At 55.2% G+C, this 16,919-nt stretch carries 9 protein-coding genes; 6 read left to right on the plus strand and 3 right to left on the minus strand.

The genetic code is table 11. The features are described from left to right. Positions 1-6: 6 nt before the first annotated feature. The 5 genes from DB51_RS00600 to DB51_RS00620 all read left to right on the plus strand — a co-directional run bounded on the left by DB51_RS00600 (position 7) and on the right by DB51_RS00620 (position 9,452). A complete protein-coding gene (locus tag DB51_RS00600) occupies positions 7-672 on the plus strand; it encodes an NUDIX hydrolase (protein ID WP_034250702.1) in 666 nt (221 codons plus the stop codon). Next, positions 669-2,948, plus strand: a complete 2,280-nt coding sequence (locus DB51_RS00605; protein ID WP_051867107.1) for a DUF6049 family protein — start codon at positions 669-671, stop codon at positions 2,946-2,948. Before DB51_RS00600 ends, DB51_RS00605 begins: the two co-directional genes overlap by 4 nt. Beyond that, on the plus strand, positions 2,945-6,796 hold the full coding sequence (locus tag DB51_RS09930; RefSeq protein WP_084674451.1) for a murein biosynthesis integral membrane protein MurJ: 3,852 nt from the start codon (positions 2,945-2,947) through the stop codon (positions 6,794-6,796). The genes DB51_RS00605 and DB51_RS09930 overlap by 4 nt, the downstream gene beginning before the upstream one ends. A 179-nt stretch (positions 6,797-6,975) precedes the next feature. Further along, positions 6,976-8,295, plus strand: a complete 1,320-nt coding sequence (locus tag DB51_RS00615; RefSeq protein ID WP_034250704.1) for an aminotransferase-like domain-containing protein — start codon at positions 6,976-6,978, stop codon at positions 8,293-8,295. A gap of 32 nt (positions 8,296-8,327) precedes the next feature. Beyond that, positions 8,328-9,452 carry a D-alanine--D-alanine ligase family protein gene (locus tag DB51_RS00620; RefSeq protein WP_202961973.1) on the plus strand — a complete coding sequence of 375 codons (1,125 nt, stop codon included), beginning with the start codon at positions 8,328-8,330 and terminating at the stop codon, positions 9,450-9,452. Positions 9,453-9,744: 292 nt separating this feature from the next. On the opposite strand, the gene DB51_RS10275 is transcribed toward DB51_RS00620, so the two are convergent. After that, positions 9,745-11,829, minus strand: coding sequence for an isopeptide-forming domain-containing fimbrial protein (locus DB51_RS10275; protein ID WP_162174590.1), 2,085 nt, complete (start codon positions 11,827-11,829; stop codon positions 9,745-9,747). 1,378 nt (positions 11,830-13,207) lie between these two features. Here DB51_RS10275 and trxB point away from each other — a divergent pair. Next, positions 13,208-14,182, plus strand: coding sequence for a thioredoxin-disulfide reductase (gene trxB, locus DB51_RS00635; protein ID WP_034250997.1), 975 nt, complete (start codon positions 13,208-13,210; stop codon positions 14,180-14,182). A gap of 115 nt (positions 14,183-14,297) precedes the next feature. On the opposite strand, the gene DB51_RS00640 is transcribed toward trxB, so the two are convergent. After that, complete coding sequence (locus DB51_RS00640) at positions 14,298-15,740, minus strand: ParB/RepB/Spo0J family partition protein (protein WP_034250707.1); 1,443 nt, start codon at positions 15,738-15,740, stop codon at positions 14,298-14,300. Between the two features lies 1 nt (position 15,741). Continuing rightward, entirely contained in the window at positions 15,742-16,743 is a 1,002-nt protein-coding gene (locus DB51_RS00645; protein ID WP_051867108.1) for a ParA family protein, read from the minus strand. Between the last annotated feature and the right edge of the window lie 176 nt (positions 16,744-16,919).

Consider the following 16,919-nt stretch of genomic DNA (forward strand, 5'->3'; position numbering starts at 1 on the left):
AGAGACATGATTACGCCCGCCGACTTCGCGCGCATGCTTGCCCATGCGACCGCTGCCGCGGACAACCATGCGTATGCCGAAGGCGACGAGGGAACCCTCCGATTCACCACGGAGAGCCAGGGCGAGGAATTCGTCATTCCCAATGACGACAAGGATTCCAAGCCCACTCCCGCCATGATGCCGACGCGTCGCGTCAGTGCGCGGCCGTCCACATTCGCTTCGCTGGACGCGCAGGAACTGCCGGTTGTACGAGAGTATTCCGCCGGCGGCCTTATCTTCGATGACGCTGAGCATGTGGCGATTATCGCGCGGCACTCACGTTCCGGGCATCTGGAATGGTGTCTGCCGAAGGGACATATAGAAAAGGGCGAGACCCCCGAGCAGACCGCAGTCAGAGAGGTCCATGAAGAGACGGGTATCCTCGGGGAGGTGGTCGACTCCATCGCCACAATCGACTACTGGTTCACCGGAACAACCCAACGCGTGCATAAACTGGTTCATCACTTCGTGCTGAGGCAGATCGGAGGATCTCTTAGTGTAGAAGGAGATCCCGATCATGAGGCGGAAGATGCCATATGGGTCGATTTCGATGATTTGGACAGCGTTCTCAGCTATCCTAATGAACGCAAGATAGCTTGGCTCTACGCAAGGAAACACAAGAAGCACATATGATTGGCGAGCACGGATCAGGGCATCACTCCCCCGAGAACAAGGCTGTTGCGCACAAATCGGCTCAACGCCTGTTCTGGTGTATCGTCATGCTGTTGCTGTCACTGGCAATCGCAATCTCGCCGAACGCAACCCGTGCGCACGCCGCCGAAAGCGCCACCGCAGCCACTGCGGATTCCTGCAATGACCAGGACATCAGCGTTTGCCTGCTGTCCTCCACCTCGGTGGTGACCGACACTTCAGGCTTCGATGCGCAGATTTCCGTCACCAACAACACCACGAGCACATTGGCAGGCGGCTCTCTGACCACTTCGACCAATGTGCTGTACCCCTTCACCTCCCGAGTCGACATGCAGGGTTGGTCCGAAGGCGACACACACATTCCGACACCCAATACGCTCAATACCAGTTCCGTCCCCGAACTCGCACCCCATGCCTCAACGACGGTGTCGATCCATCTGGATGCGGCCAGCACCGAACTCAAGGCCATGAACAGCTGGGGGCCGAAACCGCTGCTGCTGACCTATGCCAGCGGCAAGAGCACCCCGGTCAAGGTACACACTTTCCTGACCCGGTCATCCGACGGCCTGTCGACGGCGCAGACTCCCGCCTTGTCCATCACCACGGTTCTGCCATTGACCGCCTCATCCTGGACGGTAGACAATGATGCTCTGGTGAACCTGGTCACCAAAAGCAGAAATGCAGGCACTCGCAGTTCAGCCTCTCCGGCAGTGGACAAATCTCGGCTTTCGTCAAGTGCCAACTCGATTATTACCCTGGGCAAGGAAGCCAAGGAATACCAACAGCAACAACTCGACATGCTGAACAATCACCCCGAACTGCAATCCGTCGCCGACCCCGATTACCTCTCGTCCTTCCCCATACCACCGCAGACGACGGCGCTGATGCAGTCCTCGAACTTCGACATCACCGCATATTCGCAAGGCGACGCCGCTGCATATGCCAAGGCCGGCATCACCACGGAGCAGTGGAACGCCGCTGCCGGTCTGGCGGCGCTTCGCGAATCGACGGGTGACGAACAGGCCACAGGCACGTCAGTGGCATGGCAAGGTCAGGGAGCCTGGACCTTGCCCGCACTCGAAAGCGCCAGGGATGCGGGATATTCCACCGTCATCGCCGACAGCGAGTACGAAGCCAACAACTCCTCCGTCGCACATACCGGCAAATACGTGGTCCCCACAAAGGACGGCAACGTAACGGTCCTCACCGCACAGCGCGAACTCAGCCGCCTTGCACAAGGCAAATCCACATCCACCGATGCCGATGGAGAAGGCACCGATGCGGGGCGCATGGCCCGATTCATGGCTCAGAGCGCCCTGTACCAGATGGAGCAGCCCTACGCGAACAGAGTGCTTATGGTGACCTTTGCGGAGTCGGGTCAGAACCTTCATGCCGCTGATGCCCTGATGTCTGCAATGGAGCACGCCTCATGGATCAAGCTCACCGACCTGCAGACCCTCGATAAGGCGGACGCCTATCAGGAGGGTTCGAAAGCGAGCGCATCGGTGCCAACGACTTCGGGAATCTCCGCACACCGGCTCTCCGCAATCGAAGGGTATCTGAACACTCTGGCGAGCAACCATAACGACATCGTCCGTTTCGGGTCGGCCATTCTGGTTCAGAAGGAATCGAGCGGCGATGAGAGCGGCGATACTTCCCAGAGCTCAGACACCCAAGCCCTGGCACGCGGCGATGCATCAACCGTCATCGACCAGTCGAACGGTACCGCGGCCGCCTGGCTCGAACAACTCAAATCGGTGCAGAAGGCTTTGGCCCTGCACACCTTCACCGGAAACAGCACCCAGAGCGCATTTGCCAAGGCATCGTCCTCATTGTCACAGCAGCTGCTAGACGGGGTGAGCATCACACCTTCGGAATCCATTTCGGTGGTGAGCGAAACCGCAAGCATGCCCGTGACAATCAGCAATGACCATCCGTATCCCGTGAAGGTCAGCGTGAGCTCCCAAACCGACTCAACCATCATCGCGACCTCGCGATTGACCGAAGCGACCATTCCCGCGAATTCCGAGGTCCAAGTCACCTTCACCATTCGTGTGGCCACCTCGGGCAATGCTACCGCTCGTATCGCCCTGCTCGACCGCAACGGCGAGAGTTTCGGTACCACCCAATCGACCAGAATCACCAGCAGCCTGCAATTGAGCGACAAGAGCGGGCTGATTCTACTAGCAGTCGGCGTGCTGTTCGGCGCACTGGGACTGTGGCGACAATTCACACGCAAAAAGGATGCAGACGAATGAACTCTGTCGGACGCAACTCCGTAATCATGGCCTCCGGCACTGCAGCTTCACGCATCACCGGTCAAATACGCACTATTCTGCTTGCAGCAGCCCTGGGAACCACCGGTACGGCCATCAACGCCTATCAGACCGGCGCGATGATTCCGCAGGTGATGTTCACGCTGATATCAGGAGGCGTGTTCAACGCGGTTCTGGTACCGCAAATCGTCCGTACGCTCAAGTCCAAGCATGCCGAGGAGCATCTCAATAAACTGGTGACGTCCAGTGTGGTGCTGTTGCTGCTGATTACCTTCGTACTGATGATGGGCACATCCGTGCTCACATCCATCTATCTTGATGCACGTTGGACTGGTGAACAGCGTGGTCTGGTGAACGCCTTCACCCTGTGGTGCATGCCGCAGATCTTCTTCTATGGGCTGTATACCATCCTCGGTCAGATTCTGGCAGCGAAAGGCAAATTCGCCACATACGCCTGGAGCTCGGTGGGCGCGAACGTCATCAGCTGCATCGGCTTCGTACTGTTCATCGTGCTTTTCGGCAATGCGCAGCGCAAGCCGATGGAGTTTTGGACGCCGTGGACCATCGCTCTGACTGCAGGCGCCTGGACCTTGGGCGTGGCTTTCCAGGCACTCATCCTTTTCATTCCGCTGATGCGAAGCGGCTTCCGTTTCCACTGGCGCTGGGGCTTGCGAGGCATCGGGCTTCGTTCGATGGGCCCCGTAGCCGCATGGAGCCTTGGTGTCGTGGTGGTGAACCAGCTCGCCAACGTCATCAATGCCCGAATCACGAACGGAGCCCCGCTCGCAGGCAACAATCCATTCGGCATAGCAGGGAACGGTTCGTATCAGAACGCCTTCGCCATCTATATTCTGCCGTACTCGCTGATTGCGGTGTCCGTGACCACGGCCATGTTTCCCCGCCTCTCGAAGGCCGTCGCGGAACACCATATCGGAGAGGCCCGTCTAGGACTGAGCCAGGCCTTACGCAATGTGGGGTTGCTCATGGCCTTCTTCTCGGTCGCGATGATCGTCATGCCCGTTCCGATAACGCGGGCGCTGCTTCCCTCGGTGAACGTCCACGAGGCGGTGCTGATATCTCAACCCCTTGTCGGCCTCTCGTACGGTCTGGTCATATCCGGTGCCTTCCTGCTGGTACAACGTACGTTCTACGCCTTGGAAGACGGCCTGCACCCCTTCATCTTCGCGGCGATGACGAATATTCTGCAGGTGGGTATCGTCCTGCTGGCAACAACACTGCTTCCCCCCGAGCAGTGGACCGGCTGGGTCGGCTTCTCGATGACCCTGGGCAATATCATCTCCTTCCCGTTCCTGATATGGATGCTGCGCAAACAGCTCGGAGGGTCCATCGACGGCAAAAAAATCGGCATGACCTACACGAAGATTCTCATTTCGGCCGTCGTATCAGTGGTTGTGGGTATGGTGCTGTCGACACCCGTGGCACACTTCGTCGGCGCCTCCTTGGAAACCGGCCATGAGCGAATGAGCTGGATACAGGCCATCTTGATGTGCATCCTGCTCTGCGTGGTAGTGGGAATCGTGTATTTCGGTTTGTTGTTCCTCATGAGGACCGAAGAGCTGCTCAAGGCATTGAGCGGTTTCAACGGCCAATTGCACCGCATCTTCAAAGGTTTGGCGGCTCGCGGAACCGAGCCGGCGGTGCAGGAATCACCGGCCGCCGGCAGTCTTCCTCCCGGGCATCTGAAAACACCCGAACAGGCTACCGCGCCAAGTGCCGAAAAGGGTAGAATATCAACGGGACAGGGCTTAATAGAGCAGGCTTCTGATGGCGAAAGTAGCAAACACAGCATGACACCGAAACTCGGAGACACCATAATCGATCGCTATACCCTGATGGCGTCGTTACGCGACGAAGCAGGCTTACAGGCGTGGCGTGCTCACGATTCGGTTTTGGCGCGTGACTGCCAACTCTTCTTCGTCACCGACGGAGCCGTCGCATCGCAATGCAACACCTACGCCTCAGGGCTCGCATTGTCGCGGAACCGCCATTTCACCCCTGTATACCATTTCAGTGAGGCCGAAGGCGTGGCCCTGATCATCACCGCACTCGATGCGGGTGTGTCGCTGTCCGACTATCTGGCAGGCTCCACCGTGGGGACGCTCAGCAACGAAGCGATGCGGACCATCGTCGGCGAAATAGCGGAGGCTCTGATAGCTCTCAAACGCGTCGACCTGCCGAATCCCACGATTTGCACCGACACCATTCGTCTTTCCTCCACCGGCATCATGATTGCGGATGCTCCGATTAATTCGATGCTCGTGGATCCTCTGGGCATCGGCAAGGGTCGAACCCTGAACGAGGAAATGGTCACCAAACAGCTTTCGGCCGTGCTGTATGCCATGCTGACGCGCACTCCCGATGTGCAAGGAATGACCTTCGCGGAGCAAAAACTCCCTGTCGACATCCCCGACGAATTCCGCATCATCTGCTCACGCGGGCTCGGTATGAAACGCGCCAATGGCTCACCTGCCGTTCCGCTGCGCACCCTTGCAGAGTTTGAGGCGCTTCTCGGCGCCTGGACGCCGCCGGAGGAGCTTTCGGACCGGGACATCGTTTGGCCGGAGCACGCGGGCGAAGGCTCCATAGAAAAGGTCGGGGTCAGGGTTACCGACAGCCATGCAGTCCGTGACATCCCCGAATCCTTCGCCACCGCCTCCAAGGCTGCAGGAAACGCACAGGCAGAGCCGCAATGGGCGACGAATCAGCTGCTGTTCCCCGAAAGCGATGAAGTGCAGATGGTTCATCCGGATTCAAGCAACGGTGACCTCTTCGCAGCTTTCGAAGATTTCCCATACATCAAGCCAATCGCGGACCGCTATCCCGAAAACGCCACCAGCGCTCTCGACGTGAGTGGACTGCGCGCGGCGAAAGCCGTGGGAGACGGGGAAGTACCCACCAATACCGGTGAAATTCCCGAAACGACCGCTTCCATCCCTCTTGAGACAATCAAGCAGCAGGCAGAAGCCGTGAAAGAAAAAGAGGCCGAAGAACAGCAGGATGCGCTGAATCAGGAGATGACCTCTTCGATGCAGCCATTGCCGCCGAGCTTCACGCCCAAACCAAGAACCCGCAGACCGGTCTCACAGGAGTATTCCGGCTACGCCGGCGATTCATCAGATGATGACGATTCGGACTCGGCCGACTCAGGCAAGAAGCTCTTCGGAGTCTTGTCAGGTCGTACAGTATCGATTATCGCAGGAATTCTTCTGATTGTCGCCGCTCTGACCTGGGCGGTCAACGGCCTTCTGGATGCCACCATCGGCTCATCGGACGAGGGCAACACCAAAAGCAACTGGCCAGAGATGACCAATGTGCCCTTCCGCAGCACGGACACTGCAAGCACCTCCGATGGAGCGGAAAACACGGAAGCATCGCCTTCGAGTTCAGCAAGCACAACGAGCGAGACGAAGGTCACGCATGACGACAAGGTGGCCAATGCGGCCCCGAGTCCGTCGGCGACGCCGACCCCGGAGAACACCACGGCATTCCCCACGGGAACCCAGACCTTCCTCAGCCAACCCGCCGGACTGGCAGGGCGAGGCTGGTATGTGCACCTGACACAACCTCAGCAGGTCAGCAGACTGGTGATTTCCATTCGCCAATCCGGCGGTCAAGGTCAGATTTTCGTAAACTCCACTGCGGGCGCACCGAATCAGGGTGATCCTGTGGCACAGTTCACCTTCGACCCGAGCGGTACCACAACGGTCACGCTCCCCTCGCCGGTTAGCACGCAGGACCTCGTGGTATGGGTCCCCTTGGATTCCACACCTTCAGGTGGCCTGTACTTCAACTCCGTGAAGGTCTACTGACGGAGTTGCGGCTTTCCTTTCACGAGCTCGGCGGGGAAGTGTACCGAAGTCGTGACATCTTGGACATTGTTCTACTCTCCCATTCGGGTTTGTAATACAGTGTGCCGTAATGTGCGCAGTCGCATCGTCTACGAGCACATGCACCCAAATCTGTATTTCTCTGCAGAAAGGCAAAGATTATGTCGGATAATCCGAACACCGCATCCAAGGTCATCAAGAACGACCCCTGGTTCGGCAGCTACGCAAGTCGCGCCGAATCCATGCGAGCTTCGGAGATCCGAGCACTCTTTGCAGTGGCAAACCGGCCCGAGGTGGTTTCGCTCGCAGGCGGTATGCCCTATCTGGAACGCATGCCATTCGGAGAGCTTTCCGAGCTCATCGCCAAAATGATCGTCGATAAAGGCGATGTGGCATGGCAGTATGGTTCGGCGCAGGGTGATCCGCATCTTCGCGAAGACGTGCTGCAAATCATGGAATTGGAAAACATCACCGACGTGCAGCCCGACGATGTGGTCATCGTCAATGGTTCTCAATCGGGTCTGGACCTGATTACGCGCATCATGTGCAACCCCGGTGATGTTATCCTCGCCGAAGCGCCCAACTATGTCGGTGCTCTGGGTGTGTTCCAGTCCTTCCAGGTGGATGTCGTCAATGTGTTGCTCGACAAGGATGGCTTGATACCCGAGGCATTCGAACAGGCCATCGTGGAACAGCGGAAGCTGGGGAAGCAGGTCAAGTTCCTGTATACCGTGCCGAATTTCCATAATCCCGCCGGGGCCACGATGAGCGAGGAACGCCGTCCGCGAATACTGGAGATAGCCAAGCGCTACCATGTGCTGATCGTTGAGGACAACCCTTACGGATTGTTGAGTTTCAAGGGAAAGACCTACCCGGCGCTGCGCTCCATGGATTCCGAGAACGTGGTCTATCTGAGCAGCTTCTCCAAGATTATCGCTCCGGGTATGCGCGTGGCCTGGATGGTCGCCCCTCCGGGGATTCGCCACAAGCTGGTGCTGGCCAACGAGTCGGCAATTCTGTGCCCTTCGAATATGAGCCAGATGACGGTAACCACCTATCTCGATAACTTCGACTGGAAATCTCAGATTAACGACTATCGAGGCATGTACAAGGAGCGATGCGACACGATGGATGCCGCCTTGCGGGAGTATCTGCCCTACTGTTCGTGGCATAAGCCGGAGGGTGGCTTCTACATCTGGCTGCAGATACCAGAGGGTCTCAACTCCAGGGCGATGCTTCCACGTGCGATTACCGCAAAGGTCGCCTACGTGGCGGGTACGGCCTTCTACAACAATGGTGAAGGAACCGACCATATGCGTCTTTCCTTCTGCTACCCGACGCCTGAGCGCATACATGAAGGCATCAGAAGACTATCGACCGTCATCGATGCGGAGCGCGAAACCGCCGAGCTTTTCGGGACCGGCGGAAAGGCCGACCCCGACCCGAAGGATGTCGAGCATCCTGGTCCAGCGGCCAGATAATCGCATATTCATCAGCGACGGGGACAATTCCAATGACAGCAAGCAAGAAAAGAGGAAAGGCCGCAATCATGGCAGACCAACGCAACGATGCCAAGGCACAGTCCGAAGCCCGTACCGATACAAAGGCGGCAGCTCGGAATCCTTCTCCTGAAAGCAAGGGCAACCATCCACAGGCGTCTGTGCCGGAGCAGAACACCGTCCTGGTGATTTGCGGCGGTCTCAGTCACGAGAGGGATATTTCCCTGAGCTCGGGTCACCGTGTGGAAGGCTTTCTCGAAGATGCCGGTTGGCAGGTCGCCGTGCATGATATGGACAGCGACCTCCTCGACTATCTGTCATCCGTCGACACCCGTCCGGATTTGGTTTGGCCCTTGCTGCATGGTGCCAATGGCGAGGACGGGTCGATTCGCGACGTCCTCGAAATGGCCGGGCTTCCGTATATCGGGTCCCGCGCAAAAGCCTCGCGCACTGCCTGGAGCAAGCCAATCGCGAAGAATGTGGTCCGAAAGGCAGGCTTGACCACACCTCATTCGGTGACTCTTCCTGAGTCCATGTTCCGTGAGCTGGGAGCAGGCAAGGTTATTGACCTGCTGGTCAGTGCGCTCGGACTGCCGCTCTTCGTTAAACCCACCATGGGTGGTTCGGCACTCGGCTGTTCTCTGGTCACCGCGGCCGATCAGCTGCCTCAGGCGATGGTAAGCTGCTTCGCTTACGGGAGCGTGGCCTTGGTCGAGCAGGCCGTCGAGGGCACCGAGGTTTCGGTATCCGTCCTCGACATTGACGGCACTCCGACGATTCTGCCTCCGCTGGAAATCGAAACGCCCAACGGCATCTACGATTACGAGGCTCGCTACACTCCAGGACCTACCGAATTCTATGTCCCTGCACGTCTTGACTCCGACACCCTTCATGCCGTCGAGCAGGCGGCACTGACGGCACACAAGGCACTCGGACTCCGCGACATATCACGTACCGATTTCATCGTGGACCGTGAGGGCAATCCGCAGTTCCTCGAGTCCAACGTCACTCCAGGCATGACCGACACCTCGCTGCTGCCGCAATCAGCGGTCGCTGCCGGGTTCAAGTTGTCGAAACTATACTCGTCCTTGGCAACATCAGTGCTGGCGCAGCATCGTGAAGCCGGTCCCAGACACTGAACCGGCGCGTTGTTCATGCCGGTACAGGCGGTACAGGCGGTACGGGCGGTATACGGCCGATACGGCCGATTGTGTAGGGATTGCCGAGTAGACACCGATAGCGAAGCTCCCAAAATGGCGGAATGGCGTTACTGCTGATGACCTGATAGCACCAGAACGCCGACAAATCCCTACACAACCGAAGCCGCAGCGCCCTAACACGAAATTCTGCACGCAACTGTGCAAATCGGCACGCGTGGGGGCCGTATGTGGGTGCTTCGCGTGCCATTACGCACAGTTCCGTGATATTTCATCAGATGAGGATGTTGGCGGTGGCTTCGGCCCGGTGGGACAGGTAGTACGGGCGTACCGCCACCATGAGGAACACGCCGCCGATAATCAGCAGGAGCAGAATGCCCACGCCACCGGTGTAGGGCAGGTTCGCTGGACTCCGCGACGGGTCGGCCACCGTCACCGAATGCCCGTCCTGAGACACATACGCGAGGTTCGTGCCACCGGTGCGATACGAGGCCACCGTCACCTCACTGGCATCCGCATTCCACACCGGCACCACCTCCACCGTGAAATCGCTCACCGTGAAGTAGCCGTCGGGGGCCTGGGTCTCCCTGAAGGAGAGGTCACGAGCATCCACACCCAGCAGAGACAACGTGCCGGCATCCTCACCGGTACCCGACTTGGTCACCACCGCGGCACTGCCCGTCTCACCAGCAACCGCCAAACGATACACACCATCAGCACCCACGAACTTCAATGGACTCCCGTCACGGCTCACCTCGAACATCGCGGCATCGCCAAGCGGCTTCGACGTGTCCTTGTCCACCTTCACCAGGTCCACCCTGAACGAATACACATTCGCCGTCGCGGTCCTCGACTCCGTACCATCACTGTTATCCGCCCAATCCGCAGTCACCGCACCCGCATGGGAACGAGTCAGCGTCGCCTCATTCACATTCGCCACAGCAGTACCACCACCAGGAGGAGCCGCATACTCGGCATGCGCCTGGTTCAACACCGCCGCATAGCGGAGTCGTATCAACGACCCCGCAGACATCTTGTTCGTCACATCGGATGTACCGTTATCATGCGCAAACACGGCCTTCAACCCGCCCACCGTCAACATCTGACCAGACACACCGATGGTCAACCCACTCGTACTCGTCACATCAGTATTCGGAGCCGCCACACCCGACACCAGGTCGACATCCACCAACACGCGCACATCACCCGCAGCAGGCAACGTCAACCCGGGTTCAGCCGTATCCTCAACCTTGAACTCATACGCGTCATACGTGACACCAGACAACCCACTCAAATCAGGCACCCGCAACGCAACCTCAAACTCCACCACACTACCCACATCGAAACCATCCAACCCCGCATCATTCACCACACGCTTCGACACATCCATGACACTCGTCTTCAACGCCGCCTGACCCAAACGGGGCTTGCCCTTCACCCCCGCGTCAGCGAAATCCACCATCCCGTCCTCGACCACATCCTCCAACGCCTCGTTGAACACCTTCGTGCCCACGATAATCGGCAGAGAACCACCAGACGACTGCGTCGAATCCACAATCAGATACAAACCAGGACCAGACACCGTCAACGTCGCCGTCGACTCAGGCTGAGGGAACGTACCAGCGGGCAGACTCCCCGCCACAGCACCCAAACTTCCAGTATTCTCCGCCAACTGCTGGGCGAACAGTTGTAGCTTGCCCGCATACGGACTAAACGCCGAAGTCACATCATCACTCAACGGGTCAGTCGGATACCCCAACCACCTGGACGCCACCCAACCAATCGGATTACCCGCATCCACATCACTGCCACCAGCCGCCACAGCAGCATTCTTCAACACCGCGCCCAAACCCTCAGGAGTATCCAAACGCACACTCTTCAACGCACCGGCCTGGTCAAACACCTCACCGCTGTAATCACCAATCTTGTACGCCGTCAACGCGCCATCAGACCGCCCCATCAACTCGATACCATATGACGGAGGGACATACTCTTTGCCATCCTTGATAGTCACACGGCTCGCCGTCGTCGCACGATTCGACCAACCCGTCTCAGCACTGCCGTTCTCCTGCCCCCACACATAGAAATCAAACACCTTATCCGCAGGAAACACGGACGTATCAATCGTACCGTCCTCACTAAAACCCGAAGCAAACACCGAACCATCAGTAGCTGCACGGTCAACAGCCTTCCACCCATACCCGTCAATCGACGCATCCTCGTCAGCAGAAACCGTCAACTCGCCAGGAACAACATCCAAACGCGAGTCCTCAAGCGACCAACCCTCATCAACAAACGTCAACCGCAACGAATCACCATCACCCAACACCTGAGACTGATTCACACTATGAGCCGACAACACCAAACTATCTAGCTTCAAACGAAAAGCAGGCCGTAAACCGTCTTGAGAGGCATCTACTTGACTGCCATGTAGGTGTCCACTACTGGTGACTGAGTAAGTAAAATTTGGGTACCTCCATAGGGCAGTTCGCAACCAATAACCGGTGACACTATTAGAACAACCATCCGGAGGGCAAGCAATATGCGGTTCTTCATTCGATTCACTAGTCGCATCCAAATACTTGTTTAGATCGCCAACCGATAAAGGAAACACCTGATACAAATATTTTGAATCAGTCTGGTTCTTATAACTATTTGGGAAAGAACCGTTGTCGGCACACCCCTCGCTCGGCTTTCTGGTGCAAACCCCCTCCACTGCAGCCAGATTCAGCAACGACCGTTCAAAACCCGAATAATTCATAGTCACTACAGTGTTGCTAGTCTCACCCTGTTTGTTCGACACAACCGCTAAGTTCGACTGATAAGGACTACTCCCAGCAACACTGTCAAAGGTGTTAGTTCTTCCGGCAGCCGAGTCAAACTTTATCCCACTAGTCACAACATCATCAGACCATAACAACGCCTCATTCGCCGCAACCGCTGTAGTAGCGGACTTTCTATAATCGTCATCGTCGGAAAAATCGAACGGATTCGCATCCTTCACGCTCTCAATACCTGTCAAACCTCCGTATCCTAATGTTTTATATCCGCCAGAAACCTTGGCTGAGCCATAGACAACAACAGTGTTCTCTGAGCCAGTTCCGATTGCGTCGGTATCCTTCTGCTTTCCAAACAAAATCCGCCGCGTTCCTGCCCAGCCATCCTGAACGGTATCTCGCGTTTCACTATCTTTATCAATAACCGGCAGAATCTGACCATCGCCATCGATATCCTCAAGCGCACTGAAATACCCATCCGGCCCCAGCTCGAGCGAATCGGCCTCCGCCTGCTCCACGGGTAACGCCACGAGTACACCAACCAGAAGCATGAGCATCGAAACGGTGAGTGCTGCAAATGCGGAGAGCTTTCGGCTCAACCCTCTATGGCACTTACCAACACCACGAATCCGACCCATGAGAGCACCACCAAAGCGAAAACAGCACCCCCCCCCCGCGACACCGGCATCAATCAGACGAAACGCCTGAGAAAGCGAAGAGAACATGCGACGAACATGATGAATGAAAGTATACCATCTGTCAATAATTACTCAATTGCAGAATTCCGGAGCTCCGAAGACAGTATGCTCGGCGTTCGCATATGCTCATGAGCAGCAAGTGTTCATACTGTTTATGGAAATGATGCATAACAAGCTCAAAACGAACACGCGATTATTGCGAGGGTTTATTGCTGAGTGCTTAACCGCTGTGGAAATCACACCGTTTGGATATGGTGAGTTTATGACACAAGATGTTCATGACGCTATCGTCATCGGTTCCGGACCTGCTGGCTATACAGCCGCCATATACCTCGGAAGGGCTGGACACCAGCCCTTGATTATCGCGGGCGCTCTGACCCCCGGTGGCCAGCTCGTCAACACCACAGAGGTAGAGAACTTCCCTGGTTTCCCTGAAGGAATCCTTGGCCCGGATCTCATGGAAAACATGCGTGCGCAGGCCGAGAAATTCGGAGCTGAAATCGAGTATGACGATGTCACCTCAGTGGACTTCTCCGGGCCAGTCAAGCTCATCAATACCGATTCAGGCACGCAGTACAAGGCCAAAACAGTTATCGTCACTACAGGTTCCGAATACCGTAAGCTTGGTGTCCCTGGTGAACAGGAATATTCTGGCCGCGGAGTGTCCTATTGCGCCACCTGTGACGGCTTCTTCTTCAAAGACAAGCCCATCGTCGTCGTCGGAGGCGGAGATTCGGCGATGGAAGAGGCGGATTTCCTGTCTCGATACGGTTCCTCGGTAACCGTAATCCACCGCAGGGAGGGCTTCCGTGCCTCCAAAATCATGGTGGACAGGGCGATTGACAACCCGAATATCACCTTCAAACTCAATACAGTAGTCACTGAGGTCACAGGAGATGACAACGGTGCAAACACCATCGCGCTCAAAGATACCGTCACTGGTCAAGTATCATCGATTACGGCCAATGGCATTTTTGTTGCCATAGGTTATACCCCTCAAACGGGCTTCCTCAAAGACGCCATTGAGCTCGATAATGACGGGTATATCATGACAAAGCCTGATACCGCGAACACATCCGTTCCCGGAGTGTTCGCGGCCGGCGATGCTGTTGATAGAGTCTACCGGCAGGCAATCTCAGCGGCGGGCTCAGGCTGCAAGGCTGCGCTGGATGCTCAGCATTATTTGAGCACTTTCTCCTTGGAAGAAGCAGCGGAGAAAGCTGTTCAATCTATCTGAAAGTGCCAGGCGCATCACCGTTCTTGGTGATGCGCCGTACGGCTGTTTCTGGCATGCACGGGTTTTCATCAAACTGGGCGCGCACGTCTCTTTATCTTGTTACGGAGTACAGTCCTCAGACCCAGTTGTCGTTGGTATTACCTGCCTGACCGCTCTCCCCCAACATCAGGTTCACGATGCGCGTCATATCCTCCGGTGATGAGAAGGTAATTTCAATCTTTCCGTGCTTCTGAGTGCCCTTGATGTTGATTTTCGTCTCGAAATGATTTTCAAGGTTTTGCATAACCGGCGTACCTGTCCAAGGACTTGCTTTGGACCCCTGACTACGTGGTTTCTGCGAAGTCGCTCGCGACTTCAACGCGACGATTTCCTCCGTTGACCGTACAGAAAGCCCTTCCGAAATAATTCTGTTAGCAACTGATTCCATCTCTTCGGCTGTTTGCAATCCGAGCAATGCACGCGCATGACCTGCTGACAGCACTCCGGATGCCACTTTCTTTTGAACATTACCTGGAAGTTGAAGCAAGCGCAGCATGTTGGCTATTTGAGGACGTGACTTTGACACCGACTTCGAGAGTTCGGCCTGTGTTAGACCAAATTCTTCAATCATCTGCTGGTATGCTGCCGCCTCTTCCAATGGATTCAAAGCCACACGATGAAGGTTTTCCAAGAGTGCATCGCGGAGCATCTCGTCATCATTGGTGGTCTTGACGATAGCCGGTATCGTGGTTAATCCCGCCAGCTGAGAGGCCCTCCATCGCCGTTCGCCCATGATTAATTCATAGACGTGAGCCGCACCCGTTGAATCATCCCTATTCCTTGATTGAATTTTACGAACAACGATGGGTTGAAGTATGCCGACCTCAGCAATTGAATGAGAAAGTTCCAGAAGTTCCTCTTCATCGAACACGGATCTTGGCTGTTGCGAGTTCGCCTCGATATCTTTCACGGATATTTCAGCTAGATACCCTCCGGCCACAGTCTGCAACAATTCTTTGTTCTCATTATTCTGCTTGGACTCATCCTCTTGCAACGGTTCAGCATTGATACGTGACGGTTGTCCCTGTAGTTCTTCACCCGAATGTGAGCTTTCCGATTCTCGGGTTGTATTTGAAATTTCTGGTTGTGAAGCCTTATCCTCTGATTGTTCACGTAGTGTTTCACGTGAAACACCAAAAAAGACATCTGATGGATGGGACAGCTCATCAAAGCCTGGCATTGATTTACGCTTCTCTAAGCGTTTCTTGTTGTCAGAGTTGTTCTTCGATGCCGAAGTCGCGCTTTTTGAGGTGTTTGCCTGCACAGTCTTAGCCCTTGAGGAAGGCTTTCCAGTATCCTTCGACTTCGACGATTTTGATGTTTCACGTGAAACAGTTGTCGCTTTCCGTCGTTTGTTTGTTGATTGAGGCGAACTTACTTGACTAGTGTCTTTTGCTTTGGATGAAGCTGAAGGGGCATGGTCTGAACTCGCGTCCTCTGAGTTCTGCTCGTCATCATCCCCGGGAATCAAAGGGAACAACGCTCCAAGGCCTTTTCCTAGACGTGAACGTGATGCCATGCTATTCCTGTGTCCCCTCTGCTGTCTCTAATTCAGTACTTACTGTATCTTGCGCATCAGTGTTGCTCTTTGAAGCTCTATTGTGTTGAGCAGACTTCTGTTGCCTATTGGTGATTTCCAACGCTGCTTCAAGATAAGCAATCGAGCCTGCACCCTTCGGATCATATGCAATAATGCTCTGATTAAAACTCGGAGCCTCTGATATCTTAACCGCCCGTGGAATTGTGGTCTTAAGAACAATCTTAGGATAGTGTTTCTGAATTTCTTCAAACACTTCCCTACTTAATAACGTTCGCTTATCGAACATTGTTACCAACATCGTCGATACTTGTAATTGCCTGTTATAACTTTGTTGGACCAGTGAAATCGTATGTAGCAATTGGCCGAGCCCTTCAAGCGCATAATATTCTGCTTGAATAGGAATCAGAACCTCTTGAGCTGCACACAATGAATTCAAAACCAGCAAGCCCAGGCTCGGTGGGCAGTCAATAAATACGAAGTCGAATCTTTCACTTTGTTCATTCAGAAGTGACCTCAAATGCTCTTTAAGGACAAATTGACGTTGCTGAACGTCAGCTAACTCAAGTTCAGCACCACTGAGGTCAATCGAAGCTGGAACCACCTGCAGAGTCGGAAAGTCCGGACATGTTTGCATTACTTCATCAAGTGTCAATCGTGCTTCTATGACATCATAAACGGAAGCTTCGCCAGGGCTGTGTTTAACACCTAGCGCAGTTGATGCATTTCCCTGCGGGTCCATGTCAATTACCAGAACCGAAAGTCCACGTGAAGCTAAGGCCGCTGAAATGTTAACCGTTGTGGTTGTTTTACCAACGCCACCCTTTTGGTTTGCGACAGCAATAACTCGAGTTTGCTGCGGTTTCGAGAAGGTTGCAGCTTCAATGTTCCTCAACCGTTGGGTTTGATCAACAATGTCCGCTCCCATGGAGCTTTGTTGAGATGTACCAAAGATTCTCTTCAGTACGTCTGAAGCCGACTCCATAGTCCCCCCTTATTCCAAACTGCTACACTGAACAACCACACTCGACTGTACCTCGAAATACCATAATTATAGGTACATTTTGCCTTGTTGTGCGCCCTGATTTGTACTGTACACACTTCCAGAAATCCAAACCGAATAATGTGGATAACTGTGGATAACTTTGTCTATGTAATAAC

This window comes from Bifidobacterium crudilactis (assembly GCF_000738005.1).
Taxonomy (GTDB): Bacteria; Actinomycetota; Actinomycetes; order Actinomycetales; family Bifidobacteriaceae; genus Bombiscardovia; species Bombiscardovia crudilactis.

Bases quoted from the DNA above. Each gene is read 5' to 3' on its own strand.
- DB51_RS00640 (WP_034250707.1), bottom strand. From the start codon at position 15,740: ATGGCATCACGTTCACGTCTAGGAAAAGGCCTTGGAGCGTTGTTCCCT.
- DB51_RS00615 (WP_034250704.1), top strand. From the start codon at position 6,976: ATGTCGGATAATCCGAACACCGCATCCAAGGTCATCAAGAACGACCCC.
- trxB (WP_034250997.1), top strand. From the start codon at position 13,208: ATGACACAAGATGTTCATGACGCTATCGTCATCGGTTCCGGACCTGCT.
- DB51_RS00645 (WP_051867108.1), bottom strand. From the start codon at position 16,743: ATGGAGTCGGCTTCAGACGTACTGAAGAGAATCTTTGGTACATCTCAA.
- DB51_RS00620 (WP_202961973.1), top strand. From the start codon at position 8,328: ATGACAGCAAGCAAGAAAAGAGGAAAGGCCGCAATCATGGCAGACCAA.
- DB51_RS00605 (WP_051867107.1), top strand. From the start codon at position 669: ATGATTGGCGAGCACGGATCAGGGCATCACTCCCCCGAGAACAAGGCT.
- DB51_RS09930 (WP_084674451.1), top strand. From the start codon at position 2,945: ATGAACTCTGTCGGACGCAACTCCGTAATCATGGCCTCCGGCACTGCA.
- DB51_RS00600 (WP_034250702.1), top strand. From the start codon at position 7: ATGATTACGCCCGCCGACTTCGCGCGCATGCTTGCCCATGCGACCGCT.